The sequence below is a fragment of the Halostella litorea genome (assembly GCF_004785955.1).
GTDB lineage: Archaea > Halobacteriota > Halobacteria > Halobacteriales > Natronoarchaeaceae > Halostella > Halostella litorea.
The window spans coordinates 1,292,857-1,307,417 of the sequence record NZ_SJER01000001.1 but is presented as its reverse complement, the minus strand read 5'-3'; the positions used below and the strand labels follow the sequence as shown (position 1 = coordinate 1,307,417).

At 71.3% G+C, this 14,561-nt stretch carries 16 protein-coding genes and 1 tRNA gene; 8 read left to right on the top strand and 9 right to left on the bottom strand.

What is annotated here, in order from left to right; all coding sequences use genetic code 11:
* The first annotated feature begins 50 nt into the window (after nt 1–50).
* A complete protein-coding gene (locus EYW40_RS12270) occupies nt 51–467 on the top strand; it encodes a hypothetical protein (protein WP_135821886.1) in 417 nt (138 codons plus the stop codon).
* A 206-nt stretch (nt 468–673) separates the two neighbouring features.
* On the opposite strand, the gene EYW40_RS12265 is transcribed toward EYW40_RS12270, so the two are convergent.
* Nucleotides 674–748 (bottom strand) — tRNA-Arg (locus tag EYW40_RS12265).
* Nucleotides 749–845: 97 nt separating this feature from the next.
* Between EYW40_RS12265 and EYW40_RS12260 the strand changes: the two genes are divergently transcribed.
* Both EYW40_RS12260 and EYW40_RS12255 read left to right on the top strand, forming a co-directional pair.
* Nucleotides 846–1,412: an AAA family ATPase gene (locus EYW40_RS12260; protein ID WP_135821885.1), complete on the top strand. Its 567-nt coding sequence runs from the start codon at nt 846–848 to the stop codon at nt 1,410–1,412.
* Complete coding sequence (locus tag EYW40_RS12255) at nt 1,409–1,825, top strand: RNA-binding domain-containing protein (RefSeq protein ID WP_135821884.1); 417 nt, start codon at nt 1,409–1,411, stop codon at nt 1,823–1,825. The genes EYW40_RS12260 and EYW40_RS12255 overlap by 4 nt, the downstream gene beginning before the upstream one ends.
* Nucleotides 1,826–1,828: 3 nt before the next feature.
* Here the strand turns inward: EYW40_RS12255 and EYW40_RS12250 are convergent, their stop codons facing one another.
* Nucleotides 1,829–2,710, bottom strand: a complete 882-nt coding sequence (locus tag EYW40_RS12250; RefSeq protein ID WP_135821883.1) for a transcription initiation factor IIB — start codon at nt 2,708–2,710, stop codon at nt 1,829–1,831.
* A 173-nt stretch (nt 2,711–2,883) separates the two neighbouring features.
* On the opposite strand from EYW40_RS12250, the gene EYW40_RS12245 reads away from it, so the two are divergent.
* Nucleotides 2,884–3,387 (top strand): DUF7858 family protein, encoded by a 504-nt coding sequence (locus tag EYW40_RS12245; protein WP_135821882.1) that lies wholly within the window; start codon nt 2,884–2,886, stop codon nt 3,385–3,387.
* On the opposite strand, the gene EYW40_RS12240 is transcribed toward EYW40_RS12245, so the two are convergent.
* The 4 genes from EYW40_RS12240 to EYW40_RS12225 all read right to left on the bottom strand — a co-directional run bounded on the left by EYW40_RS12240 (nt 3,379) and on the right by EYW40_RS12225 (nt 5,531).
* The gene (locus EYW40_RS12240; RefSeq protein ID WP_135821881.1) at nt 3,379–4,113 is read right to left on the bottom strand and encodes an AAA family ATPase; all 735 of its coding nucleotides are present in this window, start codon (nt 4,111–4,113) and stop codon (nt 3,379–3,381) included. The genes EYW40_RS12245 and EYW40_RS12240 overlap by 9 nt on opposite strands.
* A 74-nt stretch (nt 4,114–4,187) precedes the next feature.
* Nucleotides 4,188–4,613, bottom strand: a complete 426-nt coding sequence (locus EYW40_RS12235) for an HIT family protein (RefSeq protein WP_135821880.1) — start codon at nt 4,611–4,613, stop codon at nt 4,188–4,190.
* 67 nt (nt 4,614–4,680) lie between these two features.
* Nucleotides 4,681–5,304 carry a uracil-DNA glycosylase gene (locus EYW40_RS12230; protein WP_135821879.1) on the bottom strand — a complete coding sequence of 208 codons (624 nt, stop codon included), beginning with the start codon at nt 5,302–5,304 and terminating at the stop codon, nt 4,681–4,683.
* Nucleotides 5,304–5,531 carry a DUF7860 family protein gene (locus tag EYW40_RS12225; RefSeq protein ID WP_135821878.1) on the bottom strand — a complete coding sequence of 76 codons (228 nt, stop codon included), beginning with the start codon at nt 5,529–5,531 and terminating at the stop codon, nt 5,304–5,306. Before EYW40_RS12225 ends, EYW40_RS12230 begins: the two co-directional genes overlap by 1 nt.
* An 88-nt stretch (nt 5,532–5,619) precedes the next feature.
* Between EYW40_RS12225 and EYW40_RS12220 the strand changes: the two genes are divergently transcribed.
* The 4 genes from EYW40_RS12220 (at nt 5,620) to EYW40_RS12205 (ending at nt 12,577) form a co-directional block, all read left to right on the top strand.
* Complete coding sequence (locus tag EYW40_RS12220; protein WP_135821877.1) at nt 5,620–5,832, top strand: DUF8151 family protein; 213 nt, start codon at nt 5,620–5,622, stop codon at nt 5,830–5,832.
* A gap of 131 nt (nt 5,833–5,963) precedes the next feature.
* Nucleotides 5,964–6,803: a DUF4397 domain-containing protein gene (locus EYW40_RS12215; RefSeq protein ID WP_135821876.1), complete on the top strand. Its 840-nt coding sequence runs from the start codon at nt 5,964–5,966 to the stop codon at nt 6,801–6,803.
* Between the two features lie 384 nt (nt 6,804–7,187).
* The gene (gene ileS / locus EYW40_RS12210) at nt 7,188–10,403 is read left to right on the top strand and encodes an isoleucine--tRNA ligase (RefSeq protein ID WP_135821875.1); all 3,216 of its coding nucleotides are present in this window, start codon (nt 7,188–7,190) and stop codon (nt 10,401–10,403) included.
* Between the two features lie 86 nt (nt 10,404–10,489).
* Entirely contained in the window at nt 10,490–12,577 is a 2,088-nt protein-coding gene (locus EYW40_RS12205) for an Ig-like domain-containing protein (RefSeq protein WP_135821874.1), read from the top strand.
* Nucleotides 12,578–12,598: 21 nt separating this feature from the next.
* Here the strand turns inward: EYW40_RS12205 and EYW40_RS12200 are convergent, their stop codons facing one another.
* From EYW40_RS12200 to EYW40_RS12190, 3 genes are all read right to left on the bottom strand, one after another.
* The gene (locus tag EYW40_RS12200) at nt 12,599–13,132 is read right to left on the bottom strand and encodes a heme NO-binding domain-containing protein (protein WP_135821873.1); all 534 of its coding nucleotides are present in this window, start codon (nt 13,130–13,132) and stop codon (nt 12,599–12,601) included.
* A 95-nt stretch (nt 13,133–13,227) separates the two neighbouring features.
* Nucleotides 13,228–14,076 carry a ribose-phosphate diphosphokinase gene (locus tag EYW40_RS12195; RefSeq protein WP_135821872.1) on the bottom strand — a complete coding sequence of 283 codons (849 nt, stop codon included), beginning with the start codon at nt 14,074–14,076 and terminating at the stop codon, nt 13,228–13,230.
* Nucleotides 14,077–14,159: 83 nt separating this feature from the next.
* The gene (locus EYW40_RS12190) at nt 14,160–14,468 is read right to left on the bottom strand and encodes a HalOD1 output domain-containing protein (protein WP_237560602.1); all 309 of its coding nucleotides are present in this window, start codon (nt 14,466–14,468) and stop codon (nt 14,160–14,162) included.
* Nucleotides 14,469–14,561 lie beyond the last annotated feature (93 nt).

The window sequence follows — 14,561 nt, the reverse complement described above, 5'->3', positions numbered from 1 at the left end:
GACGGCCGTGAACCGATAGGTCTTTTTTCGCGTCACGAGGGCGCTACGGTATGACGAGCGGTAGTTCGGACAGCAACGACACCGTCTTCAGGCTGATCGGCGGCGGGTCGGCGGCGATGAACCTCGTCGTCTTCACCGTTGTCGGGCAACTCGCGCTGGGGAGCCTCCCCTACGGCGTCGCCGTCGGGCTACTCGCCGGCGCGGGGTCGGGGCTGTTCATTCCCTGGCTCCTGCGGTTTTCCGCCGCCCAGAACGAGTCGGCCGACAGTCCGACCGATGCCGACGACGGCGCACGGGCGACCGAGAGCCGCCTCGGCGTCGTCGGACTCGGGCTCGAACTCGGGGGCATCGCGATGCTCGCGGTCGGCTTCGCCGGTGACGAACCCGACCTGGTCACCGGGCTCGGCGTCGCCGTCGCCGTCGCAGTCGTCGTCCCGCTCGTGGCGTCCGAACTGGTCCTCGACTGACCGGCGGTGGCGTCGACGGCGCATCGGCCGCGGGGGACGCTTCGAGCCCCTTCCGTACGCCCTTAGTTTCTCACAGATAACGGGCACGATGGGATTCGAACCGGAGCCAGACGGTCGGCCTCGCTCCGCTCGGCCGCTGCGACTGGCAGGGTTCGAACCCATCTCCGTATGCTGTTTGCTCCTCGCGTCCGCTCGTCGCAGAACAGCGGGCACGATGGGATTCGAACCCACGACCGTCGGATTAGAAGTCCGACGCTCTATCCGGACTGAGCTACGTGCCCTCGCGTGTTCGTCCGGCGTTCCGCTCAAAATAGCTTGGGTTTCCGCCCGTCGGGCGCTTCAAAGCGCTTAAGCGCGCCACGGCAGTAGCACGCCCCAATGAGAGTCATCGGGACCGTCGGCCTGCCCGGCAGCGGGAAGGGCGAGGCCGCGGCCGTCGCCGAGGAACTCGGCGTGCCCGTCGTGACGATGGGCGACGTGATCCGCCGGGAGTGCCGGGACCGGGGGCTGGACCCGGCGACCCACCACGGGGAGATCGCCCAGGCGCTGCGCGAGGAGAACGGCCCGGCCGCGATCGCCCAGCGGTCGCTGCCGGTGATCCAGGAGGAACTGGAGTCCGCCGACGCCGTCCTCGTCGACGGCATCCGGTCGGGCGTCGAGGTCGAACGCTTCGAGACGGCGTTCGGCGACGACTTCGCGCTGGTGAGCATCGAGGCCCCGTTCGAGTTGCGCGCCGAACGTGTGAACGACCGCGGGCGGGACGCCACCGGCGACGACGGCGAGAGCCTCGCCGAACGCGACGAGCGCGAGCGCGGATTCGGCATGGACGAGGCGATGGAGCGGGCGGACGTGACCATCGAGAACACGGGGACGCTGGAGTCGTTCCGGCGGCAGGTCCGGTCGCTGATCCGCGACGGCCCCGAGGCGCTCCGGGAGGAAGCATGAGCACGGCGTACAGCGTCGACGTGCGGATCGTCGCGCCGGTGAAAGACACCGAGGTGACCGACCGCGTCGCCGACGCCGTGACGAACCTCTTCCCCGAGGCCGAGACCGAGTCCCGGCCGGGCGAGGTCGTCGCCACGGCGCACTCGATGGAACAGTTCTCCGAGTTGCTCCACCGCCAGGAGATCCTCGACACGGCCCGCCGGGAGTTCTTCGACACCCTCCGGGGCGACACGTTCTCGTTCGGCCTGAAGAAGCAGGCGGCGTTCCAGGGCGTCGTCAACTTCGCCGTTGGCAACCCCGACGAACTCGGCGACGTGGAGGTGCGGGTGACCGTCACCCAGCCGACGGCCGAGGCGTTCATCGACCACGTCGCCCCGCCGACCGAAGGGGGCGAACCCCTCGCCGACGAGTAGCGGTCAGTCCTCCCCCGTGATCGCGTAGTACGCGGAGCGCAGCGTGACCGGCGAGACGCCCGCCACGTCGGCCGCCCCGGTCTGCGTGAGGTCGCCGTCGCGCTCGGCGTCGGCGGCGTAGAGACACGCCGCGGCGACGCCCGCCGGGTTCCGGCCCGAGACGACGCCGTCCGCGGCGCGGTCCGCGAGTTCCCGGGCGCGGCGCTCGACCGCGCGGGCACAGTCGAGTTCGCTGGCGAACCGCGGCAGGTACTCCGACGGGTCGACGGGGCCGGTCGGAAGCCCAAGGTCGCGGTTCAGCGCGTCGTAGGCGGCCTTCAGTTCGGCCTCGTCGGCGCGGGCGTCGGAAACGACCTCGGCGAGCGTCCGCGAGACGGACTCGATCCGGCAGGTCGCGTACACCGCGGCGGCGGCGAAGCCCTCGATCGAGCGCCCGCGGAGCAGGTCCTCGGACTGGGCCGACTCGAACAGCGTACACGCCTGGTCGCGGATGTGGTCGGACAGCGACAGCGAGCCCACGAGCCGCCGGATCTCCGTGAATCCGTACACCTGGTTGCGGTCGGACTTCGACGGGATCCGCGCGCGGTTGTGCTCCCGCCGCATACGGGCGACCTGCCGGCGCTTCCGGCCCGTGAGGCGGGTGTTCGACCCGTCGCCGTAGCCGATCTCAGTCGAGAGGCCGCGGTCGTGTCTGGAGCGGGTCAGCGGCGCGCCGGTGCGCTCGCGGTTCCGGTCGTCGTCCGCGAACGACCGCCACTCCGGGCCGCGGTCGATGCGGTCCTCGGCGACGACGAGGCCGCATTCCGCACAGACGGTCTCGTCGCTGCTGTCGTTCAGTCGGCCGTCGCATTCCGGGCACGCGTCGATGGAGCGAGTCGGGCTCATCACGGTCGAAGCTTCGGCCGGATAGGTTATTTAAATCTAGACGTCTGGCGGATGAAACCGGGCGATCGGCCGGAAGCAACGTACCTATTATAGGTACGTTTCCCGATGCGGGCGGCTAGATTCCGACACCTGCATCCGATAATTTTTAGCCGATTGGCTGGATAGCTCCGACCATGACGCTGTCGGAGATCGCCGCGGACGTGCGGGTCACCGCCGAGCAGCGTGACCGCGGCGTGGCGACGGTCGACGACACCGAAGCCGATCTGGCGGACCGGTTGGCCGACTACGCGGAGGATCTGCCCTGCTCGGCCGACGAAGCCGCGGCCGTCGTCGAGGCGTACGCCGACGGCACGAGCGTGGGGGCCGCCGGTGGGGCGGCCGGCGTCGCGCCGATGACGGCGGCGAAGGCGCTCCACCGCCTCGGCGTACAGGGGCTCTCGCCGCTCTCGCCGCGCCAGCGCGAGGTCGTGCGGGACTGGCTGGACGCGTCGCTCCCGCGGTCGGAGGCGCTGGCGCTCTGTGGCGAGTCCGAGGCGGAATTCGCGCTCGCGGCGTACGTCGAGACCCACGACCCGATACCCGGTGCCGCCGAGGCCGCCGAGAGCGCGCTGGCCGACGCGGGGCCGGGCGAGGACCCGCTCGACGACGCGATGAGCTCCGTCGACGAACTACTGTAGCACGTCCGCGAGCAGCCCTTCCTCCGGGAACTCCAGCGACAGCGAGGCGTCGAACAGCGACTCGGCGACGGCGGCGACCGCCGGCGCGTAGGCGGCGTCGGGGTCGGTGACGGCGGGCGCGTTCCCCTCCCGGACGACCGCGCTCTCGGGGACGGCGACGTCCGCTTCCCCCACCGGGTCCTCGCCGCGGTTGGAGACGACGAGGTCGGCGGCCGCGCCGACGTCGGCAAGCCGGCCGCGGAGCCGCTGGAGCGCGTCGACGCCGCGGTGCGAGTCGGGGATCACGACGCCGACGCGGTCCGCGTCCGTCACGGCCGCCACGGCGGGGTTGTCCGCGACCGGCGGCGCGTCGACGATCACGCCGTCGACCTGCCCGGCCAACTCGGCCACGACGTCGCCGAGCCGTTCGGCCGCGCCGGCGGTCTTCGCCCGCGCCACCGCCTCGAACGCCGCCCTGGCGGGACAGGCGGCGACCGACCCCGGCGCGTCGACCGCGAGGTCGACCAGCGCCTCGGCGGGGTCGGCGTCGTCGTCGGTGACGAGCGTCGTCACGTCGGGGTCGATCCGGCCGTCGACGTAGCCCGCGAGCCCCTGCGTGGCGTAGTCCGCGTCGACGACCGCGACGTCCCACCCGGCGCGGGCGAGCGTCGCGGCGACTTCGACCGAGAGCCTGGTCGTCCCCGCTCCGCCGGTCGCGCCGACCAGCGTTGCAGACTGGATCGTCATGGCTGAAATTTTCAGTCGTCGTCGTATAAAAAATCCGGGCGTCGGTCCCACCGGGGCACACAGCGGCGCGCGGTCTACGCGCCGTCGGCGATGCGGTCGGCGATGTCGTCGAGTTCGTCGTCCGAGAGGTCGGGCCGGGAGCCGGCGACGGCGTGGATCGGGCGGCCGCCGTCGCCCTCGAACCGCGGGATGACGTGCCCGTGGACGTGGGGGACCTCCTGGCCCGCGGCCTCGCCGTTGTTGAACGCCACGTTCGAGCCGTCGGCGTCGACGGCGTCCTCGACGACCGGCGTCAGGTCGTGGAGCGCGGCGAAGACGGCCGCGCCGGCGTCGTCGGGCAGGTCGCCGAGCGTCTCGTGGTGCGCCTTCGGGATGACGAGCGTGTGCCCCGGCGCGAGCGGGTTCGCGTCGAGGAACGCCAGCACGTCGTCGTCCTCGTAGACGGTGCGGCTCGGGATGTCGCCGGCCACGATCTTACAGAAGATGCAGTCCTCGGCCATGTGCGGGGCGTCGGCCGCTCGGCTAAAGAAGGTTACCGACGGCCGGGCGGTCGCCCGTCGACCCCGCTCACCCGACGAGCGCCGCCAGTTCCTCGCGGATCGCCGCGACGTACCCCTCGCGGTCGTACCCGAGGCGGCCGAGCCACACGTCCTGATAGGAAGGGTGCAACAGCGGCAGGACGTCGACGCCGAGCGATTCGACCCCGACGGGGTCGAGCACCGAGTCGACGAAGCCGTCGAGTGCCCGGCCGTCGGCGGCGAGCAGCGACTGCGTCGCGTGCTTGCCCGTCGCGAGGACGGCGTCGGGAGTAACTTGGGCGAGCTCGGTCCGCAGGTGGTCCCGGCAGTTCGCGCGCTCGGCGGCCGTCGGCTCGCGGTTGGAGCCGTCGTCGGCCGCGGGGAAGCACTTGACGGCGTTGGTGAAGTAGCAGTCGCCCGCGTAGCCGAGGTCGGCCACGAGGGCGCGGACCCGCCGCCCGGAGTGGCGCGTGGTGTACGCCTTCCCGGTCCAGTTGCCGCCGCGCCAGCGGTCGGCGTCCGGGTCGCCGGCACCGGGGGCCTCCCCGACGACGGCGAGCGTCGCGTCGAGCGGGCCGGTGCCCCACGAGATGCGCTCGCGGCAGTCGACCAGCGCCGGGCAGCGATCGCAGCCGGGGTCGAGGACGTTGCGCGACTCCGGAAACCGCGGCATCACTCCGTCAGCGGCATGACGATGCCGAAGACGAGCGGCCCGAACAGCGCGGCGAGGACGCCGACGACTTCGAGGTCGAACAGTAGCGTCTCCTCCCACGCCGGCATGGTGCCGAGCGGGCCGTGCCCCACGATGGAGCCGACCGCGCCGACCGTGAACGCGGCGACGCCGGCGAGGAAGGTGAGCTTCGCGTAGCGGGAGTAGTCGATGGATCCGTACCGTCCCATAGCCGTTTCGACGACCAATGTCGGCAAAAGCGTTCGGAAACCGTCGCCGAGCGAAAGACCCATAATCGACTGCTGTCTGCTGTCAGCCATGCAGATACTGATCGAACTGATCGCGTACACCCTCGGGGCGGGTGCGCTGACGGTGCTCGGCCTGTTCTCCGAGTACAGTGGCCTCCAGCATCTCACGGGCGGCGAGCCGATCCTCGGCGTCTGGTTCGCCGCGTTCGGCTGCATCATGCTGTACGCCGGGACGTACCTGCTCGGCTACGAGCAGGTGATCCGCCGGGCGCTCGACGGCTGATCTGGGCGTCGAACCGAGTACCCCACAACGACCGGGTAACTACGCGCCAGCAGTCGGGTGGCTGTCCGACACAGAACCCCGCAGAGCCCGCAATAACGGTTAATCCGCTGTTCTCCTTGCTTACGGAGGTAATGTCAGCAACACGGCGAGACGCGCTGAAGGCGCTCGGTGCGGCGGGTGTACTGTCGGTCGTCGGCGCGGGAGCGGCGACGGCCCAGGAAAACGACGATGACGACGGCGTCGACCTCGACGCCGACGAGGGGGCGGTCAGGGTCGCCCACGCGTCGCCGGACGCGCCCGACGTCGACGTGCTCGTCGACGGGGAGCCGGCCTTCACCGGCGTCGCCTACGGGAGCGTGACGGAGTACGCGACGCTCCCGACGGGGACGTACACGGTGACGATCACCGCTGCGGGCGACCGCGACACGGTGGCGTTCGAGGGAGAGGTGTCGGTCGAGCCGGGCTACTACACGGTCGCGGCGGTCGGCGAACTGAGCGAGGAGACGTTCGAGCCGGTCGTGCTGGCGGACGGGAACGCCGCGCTGGTCCGGCTCGTGCACGCCTCGCCCGACGCGCCCGCGGTCGACGTGGGCGTCGAGGGGACCGAGTACGTCCCGTTCGAGGACGTGAGCTTCGGCGAGACGACGGGCTACGCGTCGGTCGCGCCCGGGACGTATACGCTCGGCGTCCGCCCGGCGGGCGACGACGGGACCGACCCGGTCGCCACGTTCGACGTCGAACTGGCGCGTGGAACGGTCTACACCGCGTACGCGACGGGATATCTCGCGCCCGAGGACGCCGCGGGGGACGAGGAGTTCGACCTGGTCGTCGCCGAGGACCCGTTCGAGGAACTCCCCGAGTCCGATGACGACGCGGACGACGACACCGACGACGATGGGAGCGGCGGGGACGACGATGGCGACGATACGACCGCTGACGACGACACCGACGACAGCGACGACGGGCACTGACCGCCCCGCACGCGTTTTTTGCGCCGCTGACCGCCGACGGCCGGAACCGGTCGAACCGAACCGGTTTGGCTTAGACCGATGTGGTTACCGATCCGGTCACCGAACTAGTCTCACGACCACCGTACATGAGCGCCCTCATCACGACAATCGGCCGGCGCAAGCACGCGGCGCTCCGACGCGCCGCGTGCGAGCGTTCGGGGGAGGGCAGGCACTCGAAGCGTGTCGCGGCGATCGCCGCGACTCGCGCAGACTAGCGGTGCCTGGAACGAGCGCCGGGGGCGCTCGTTGGCGGACATAGAAAGGGCGAGGAATCGCCGCCAGGCGATTCCGAGGGCTTTCTGTGGGACCGATCCCCCTTTAATAGTGGAGGGACACAGACCACCCATGAGCAGGTTCGCGGCGGTCGACGACCAGTACGACCCCGACGCGGTGGAAGAGCGGGTGTTCGACTACTGGGACGAGGTCGACGCCTACGAGCAGGCGAAGGCGCACCGCGAGGGCGAGGAGCCGTTCTTCTTCGTCGACGGCCCGCCCTACACCTCCGGGTCGGCCCACATGGGCCACGCGTGGAACAAGAGCCTGAAGGACGTGTACATCCGCTACAAGCGGATGCGCGGCTACGACGTGACCGACCGGCCCGGCTACGACATGCACGGGCTCCCCATCGAGACGAAAGTCGAGGAGGAGAAGGGGTTCGAGAACAAGAAGGACATCGAGGAGTACGGCGTCGACGCGTTCATCGACGACTGCCGCGAGTTCGCCGAGGGGAGCCTCGAAGGGCTGCAAAACGACTTCAAGTCGTTCGGCGTCTGGATGGACTGGGACGACCCGTACAAGACGGTCACGCCGGAGTACATGGAGGCGGCGTGGTGGGGGTTCTCGCAGGCCCACGAGCGCGGCCTCGTCGAGCAGGGCCAGCGCTCGATCACGCAGTGTCCGCGCTGCGAGACCGCCATCGCCAACAACGAGGTCGAGTACGAGGACGTCGAGGACCCCTCGATCTACGTGAAGTTCGACCTGCGGGACCGCGAGGGGAACCTCGTCATCTGGACGACGACGCCGTGGACGATCCCCGCGAACACGTTCGTCGCCGTCGACGGCGACCTGGAGTACGTCGGCGTCGACGCCGAGCGCGACGGCGAGACCGAGCGCCTCTACGTCGCCGAGGAGTGCGTCGAGGACGTGCTCCGCGAGGGGCGGTACGACGACTACGAGGTCGTCGAGACGCTGTCCGGCGAGGAGATGGTGGGCTGGGAGTACGACCACCCGCTCGCCGACGAGGTGCCCGACCACCCCGACGGGGAGGGCGCGCTGCAGGTGTACACCGCCGACTACGTCGAGGCCGACCGCACCGGCCTCGTCCACTCCGCGCCGGGCCACGGCGAGGAGGACTTCGAGCGCGGCCGCGAACTCGGGCTCGACATCGTCTGTCCCGTCGGCGGCGACGGCGTGTACGCCGAGCGCGCCGGAAAGTACGCCGGCGAGTACGTGAAAGACGCCGACGACGACATCATCGCCGACCTGCAGGACGCGGGGCGGATGCTGTCGGCCGGCACGACCACCCACAGCTACGGCCACTGCTGGCGCTGTGACACCGGCATCGTCCAGATCGTCACCGACCAGTGGTTCATCAACATCACCGACATCAAATCGGACCTGCTCGACAACATCGGCGACTCGGAGTGGTTCCCCGAGGAGGCCCGGGAGAACCGCTTCCGGAACTTCGTCGAGGAGGCCCCCGACTGGAACGTCTCGCGCCAGCGCTACTGGGGGACGCCCGTGCCGATCTGGCTGCCGGAGGACTGGTCGGGCGACATGGACGACGCCATCGTCGTCAGCGACCGCGAGGAACTGGCCGAGCGCGTCGACCAGGACGTCGACGCCGGGAGCGTCGACCTCCACAAGGGCACCGTCGACGACCTGACGATCACCGAAAACGGCGTCACCTACGAGCGCGTCCCCGACGTGTTCGACGTGTGGCTGGACTCCTCGGTGGCGACGTGGGGCACCCTCGACTACCCCGAGGAGACCGAGGCGTTCGACGAGCTGTGGCCCGCCGACCTCATCATGGAGGCCCACGACCAGACCCGCGGCTGGTTCTGGTCCCAGCTCGGCATGGGCACGGCCGCCGTCGGCGAGAGCCCGTACGAGCGGGTGCTGATGCACGGCCACGCGCTGATGCCCGACGGCCGCGCGATGTCCAAGTCCAAGGACATCCGGGTCGACCCCGGCGAGGTCGTCGACGAGTACGGCGCGGACCCGATGCGGGCGTTCCTGCTGTCGCTGACCGCCCGCGGCGACGACATGCAGTTCTCCTACGAGGAGACCGAGGAGATGCAGCGCCGCCTCAACATCCTCTGGAACGTGTTCCGCTTCCCGCTGCCGTACATGCGGATGGACGGCTTCGACCCCGAAGCGGTCGACGTCGCGGACGCGGAACTCGAACTGGCCGACGAGTGGGTGCTGTCGCGGCTCCAGACCGTCGAGGCCGAGGCAACCGAGGCGATGGAGGCGTATCGGCAGGACGAGGCCGTCGACGCCGTCCTCGAGTTCGTCGTCGAGGACGTCTCCCGGTACTACGTCCAGCAGGTCCGCGAGCGGATGTGGGAGGAGGCCGACAGCGCCTCGAAGACGGCCGCGTACGCGACGCTGTACCGCGTGCTCCGCGAGGTCGTCGCCCTGCTCGCGCCCTTCACCCCGTTCATCACCGAGGAGATATACGGGGCGCTCACCGGCGACGCCGAACACGACACGGTCCACATGTGCGACTGGCCGACGCCGGACGAGGCGTGGCGCGACGAGCGACTGGAGACGGACGTGGCGTTCCTGCGGGCCGTCGAGGAGGCCGGCTCGAACGCTCGCCAGCAGGCCGAACGCAAGCTCCGCTGGCCCGTCCAGCGCGTCGTCGTCGCGGCCGACGACGAGCGGCTGGTCGACGCCGTCGCCCGCCACCGCGACCTGCTCGGCGACCGGCTCAACGCCCGCGCGGTCGAACTCGTCGGGGCGGACGAGCAGTGGGGCGAATTGCAGTACAGCGCCCGCGCCGACATGAGCGAACTCGGCCCGGCGTTCGGCGACCGCGCCGGCGAGGTGATGAACGCCCTGAACGACGCCCGCGTCGACGAACAGTCGCTCGACGCGCTGGAGGCGGCCGTCGCCGACGCGCTCGACGGCGAGTCCCTGACCGACGGGATGGTCGAGTTCGTCACCGAGACGCCCGAGGGCGTCACCGGCACCGCCGTCGAGCGCGGCGGCGAGGAGCGCGGCGTCGTCTACGTCGACACGACGCTCACCGAGGACATCGAGTCCGAGGGGTACGCCCGCGAGGTGATCCGCCGCGTCCAGGAGATGCGCAAGGACCTCGACCTGGACATCGAGGAGCGCATCCGGCTCGAACTGACCGTCGCCGACGACCGCGTCGCGGACCTCGTCGACCGCCACCGCGACCTCATCCGCGAGGAGGTCCGGGCCGACGAGTTCGCGGCCGTCGAGGACGGCCACCGCAAGGAGTGGGACGTCGAGGGCGTGAAAATGGAGATCGCGATCGAACCGCGCGAGGCCGACAGGAAGGAGGCCTCGGAACGGACGAGCGGCGACTGACCGGAGCCGCGAGGCCCGGCGACGCAGGAACCGTCCGACTGACCGGGGGCGAAACGCCCATAACGTATCAGTCCCCAGACAGCGTAGTGCTTCGGAACAGTTTGGTCCTCCTGCTCGTGGTCGTCGCCCTCCCGGCGGCCGCCGGCGTGGCGGGCGCGTCGCCGGGAGTCGCCGGGGGCGGGGCGAGCGCCGACGTCGCCGGCCCCGCACCGACGGCGTCGAACGCCACCGACGACCGGCTCGTCCGGACGACGACGTTGCGGCTCACGCCCGACGACCCCGGCGCGGTCGAGGCGACGGTGCGGTTCGACGCGCCGGACCACGTGACCAGCATCAGGCTGACGGTGCCCGAGGACGCGACGGTGACGGCCACCCGCGGGTTCGACCGCGAGAGCGGGCGGGAGTACCGGTGGGACGGGTCGACCGTCCGGCCCTCGGTCACGTTCGACCAGCCGGCGAACGTCACCGACGACGCCCGCCGGTCGGTGAACGTGTCCGGCGGCGGGACCGCGGCCGCGGGGGGCGGCGGCGCGGGGAACTGGAGCGGCTACGCCGTCGACGACTACGCCGCCCCGCGCGGCCACCTCGACGGGGCCGCGACGGGCTACGTGTTCGTCGACGCCGGCGACTGGGCCGTTGTGGAGGTGCCCCGGCTGGCGACGAGGTGGGGACGGACGAGCGACGGCCCGGCGGTGACCCTCGACCGCCGCACGGAGGTCGCCGGCGAGGGGGCGACCGGCGGCGAGATGGCCTACCTGGGGCCGTCCGAGCAGCACGTCCGCGAGACCGACCGCGGCCGGATACGGCTGGTCGTGCCCGAGGCGGCGTCGATGGCGGAGTCGCCCGACGACGTGCTCGACTCGGTCGCGGACGCGAGCGACCGGCTCCGCGTGGGCGCGAACGACGCGGAGACGTTCTTCGTCGCCGTTCCGAGCGACGCCGGGTGGGGGCCGCTGGGCCTCCAGTACGGCCCGGACGACGCGTGGGTGCGCGCGGACTCGCGGCTGGCGTCGCCCAACAACGTCTGGATCCACGAGTACGCCCACACCCAGCAGGACTACGACCCGACCGCGGAGACGGCCTGGACCATCGAGGCCTCGGCCGAGTACTACTCAGCCCTGTTCGCGTTCGAGCAGGGCGAGATCGGCTTCGACCGGTTCCGCGACCACCTGCGGAACGGGCAGCGGAGCCCCTTCGCGGGCGCGGTGCTTTCGGACCCGTCGACGTGGCAGAACACCGGCGCGAACTACGTGAAGGGGGCGCTCGTCGTCGGCGCGATAGACTACACCGCCCGCGTCGAGAGCGACCGCCGACGGAGCTACGGGACGGCGCTCCGCCGCCTCAACGAGCGCGAGACGGTCGACGGCGAGGCCTTCTTCGCCGCCGTCAACGAGTCCGGCGGGCCGGCGGTCCGCGACCTGGCCCGGCGGTACGCGACGACCGACCGCGTGCCGACGGTGTGGAGCGCGAGCGACCACGGCAACGCGTTCGACGCCGCGCCGGCCGTCCGCACCACGGCGGTCGAGGGGTTCCGCGTCGACGGGCCGTACCGGAACCGGAGCGTCGCCACCCCGCCACCGCTCGCGACCGGCGAGCGCCTCGTGACGACGGTGGCGGTCGGGAACGCAGGCGGCCGGACCGGCGAGTTCGTCGTCGCGCTGACCGTCGACGGCGAGCGCGTCGCCGCCCGGAGCGTGACCGTCGCCCCCGGCGAGCGGGCGACCGTCGACCTCGCCGAGACGTTCGACGCGCCCGGGGAGTACGCGGTGGCCGTCGGCGACGCCGAGCGGACCGTGACGGTCCGCGAGCCCGCCGCGCCGACCGTCGCGGACCTCCGTATCGAGCCGTCATCGCCGACCGCCGGGGAGCCGGTCCGGCTGGTCGCGACGGTGGAGAACGACGCCGACGTGCCCGCGAGCGGCGACGTGACGTTCGCGGTCGACGGTGAGACGGTGGCGAGCCGGGCCGCGACCGTCGACGCCGGCGGTCAGGCGACGGTCGCCGCGAACGCGACGCTGCCCGGCGGCGACGTGGTCGTCGGCGCTGGCGGCGTCGAGCGGACCGTCTCGGTCGCCGAGGGCGGGAGCGACGGCGGCGGGACGCCCGGGTTCGGCGTCGGGGTCGCGGTCGCGGCGCTCGCCGCGGCGCTGTTGCTCGGCCGGCGACGGGCGTAGCCGGGGAGAAAAAGCGGGCCGCTACGCTCGGGTCACGACCAGTTCGCAGTGGTCGTCGCCCTCGTGGACGCAGACCGGCTGGTCGACCGAGACGGACTCGCCCCTGTCGGCGGCGACGCCGTGGACGATTCCCTCCGCCATCGCACAGAGTTCGCGGTCCGAGCGGTACACGACCGTCACGGTGTCGCCGTCGCGGGCGGTCTCGACCGCCGGCGGCGAGGTGTCGTCGCTGCTCTGTTCTATCCCCTCATAGATCGCCTCCAGCCGGGCGAGCACGTCGAGGGTGTCCCAGTCGTCCTTGACGTGTGCCTTGAACGTGTCCAGCAGCTCCGGCGCGAGGAACTCGCCGAAGTCCCGCTGGACCGCCCGCTCGGACCGCCCGGCGTTGTCGGCGATGGTCGTCACTATCGCGGTCACTTCCTCGTCGGGGTAGTGTGACACCGGGAGGTAGAGTTTCGGTTCGATCCCTGCCTCGTCTAGGAGGGCGTCCCAGGCGCCGTCCGACATGCGGTCCTCGACGTACTCCTTCAGCGATTTGTGGATGATCCCGTGCATGTGTTAGCGTCGCCCCCACGCACGCGTGTTGTTCACAGGGTTACGTCTGTGGAGGGGCGCTTAAATCCCCCGGCTCGCATGAGAGGTCGGAACGGTTACAGGTACTCGGCCAGCGAGGGGGCGACCGACACCGCGCTCGCGGCGCGTTCCAGCGTGTCCGTGCCGTAGACGGCCTCGACGCCGGCCCGGGATAGCTTCGTCGGGGCCGAGCGCGCCAGCAGCGGGTGGACGCAGGCGACGAACACCCGGGCCGCGCCCCGGTCGGAAAGCACCGCGACCGCCTCGCTCATCGTCGACCCGGTCGCGATGATGTCGTCGACCACGACGACGTCCCGGCCCGCGACCGCGGCGTCGCTGGGCGTGACCTCCACGTCCACCCCAGAGTGGCGGGTCTTCTCGAAGAAGTCGGTCTCCCCCTGTCCGTAGGCGTCCCGGACGGCCGTAGCGATGTCGACCGCGCCCTCGTCGGGCGCGAGGAAGAGGGGGTCCGAGAGGGCCGCCGGGAGCGGCTCCGCCAGCCGCGGGGACGCGTCGACCGCCGTCGCGGCCGGGTCGAAGAAGTCCAGAACCGCGTCCTCGTGGGGGTTGACGACGAGCGTCCGGTCCGAGCCGGCGCTCACGGCGCGGGCGACGGCGCGGGCCGAGACCGGTTCGCCCGGTTCGAACGCCGCGTCCTGGCGCGCGTACCCCATGTACGGCAGGACGGTGACGACCTCGGACGCGCCCGCCTCGCGGGCGGCGTCCTGCAACTGGAGCAGTTCGAGGTGGGCGTCGCTCGTCGGCGTCGACGCCACAACCACGGCCCGGTCCGGCGAGACGTCGCCGACCCGTGCGATCAGTTCGCCGTCCGGGAAGCGCTCGAACTCGACGGGGGCGAGCGCCTCGTCGAGTTCGGCGGCCAGTTCGGCCGAGAGCGACTGCGACGCGGACCCGCTGATAATCATGGGTGGGGATCCGCGAGCCTGGTTAAACCCGTTTTCGTTCTGCCGGGACCGGGGAAAGCGGGGAGAAAGCTGGGCGGGGGAACTCAGCGCGTCCGGACCCGGACCGTCCCGGCCGCCTCGACGGTCACCTCGAACTCGTCGTAGTCGAACCGCAGGCGGTCCGCCCCGGGGCCGTCGTCCGGCGTCCGCCCGAGCAGCGTGTCGAGGGCGTCCGGGTCGACGAAGTCGTACAGCGGCGGGAGGACGCGGCCGTCGCCGTCCGGCAGGGCGACCGGCTCGTAGCCCGAAACCGCGGTCACGGCGCTGACGACGGCCTCGCTGAACCGTTCGGCCGGCTCCATCTCGTAGTCGAACGGAAGCGCGTCGAACGGGGAGGTGTTTCGGGAAGACATTTCGTACCACGGCTATGCCACCGCCGGGGTTCAACGCGGAGGTTCACTATGGAAGGTGTTCAAGTGGGGATCCGACCACGCGGCGGTACCCCC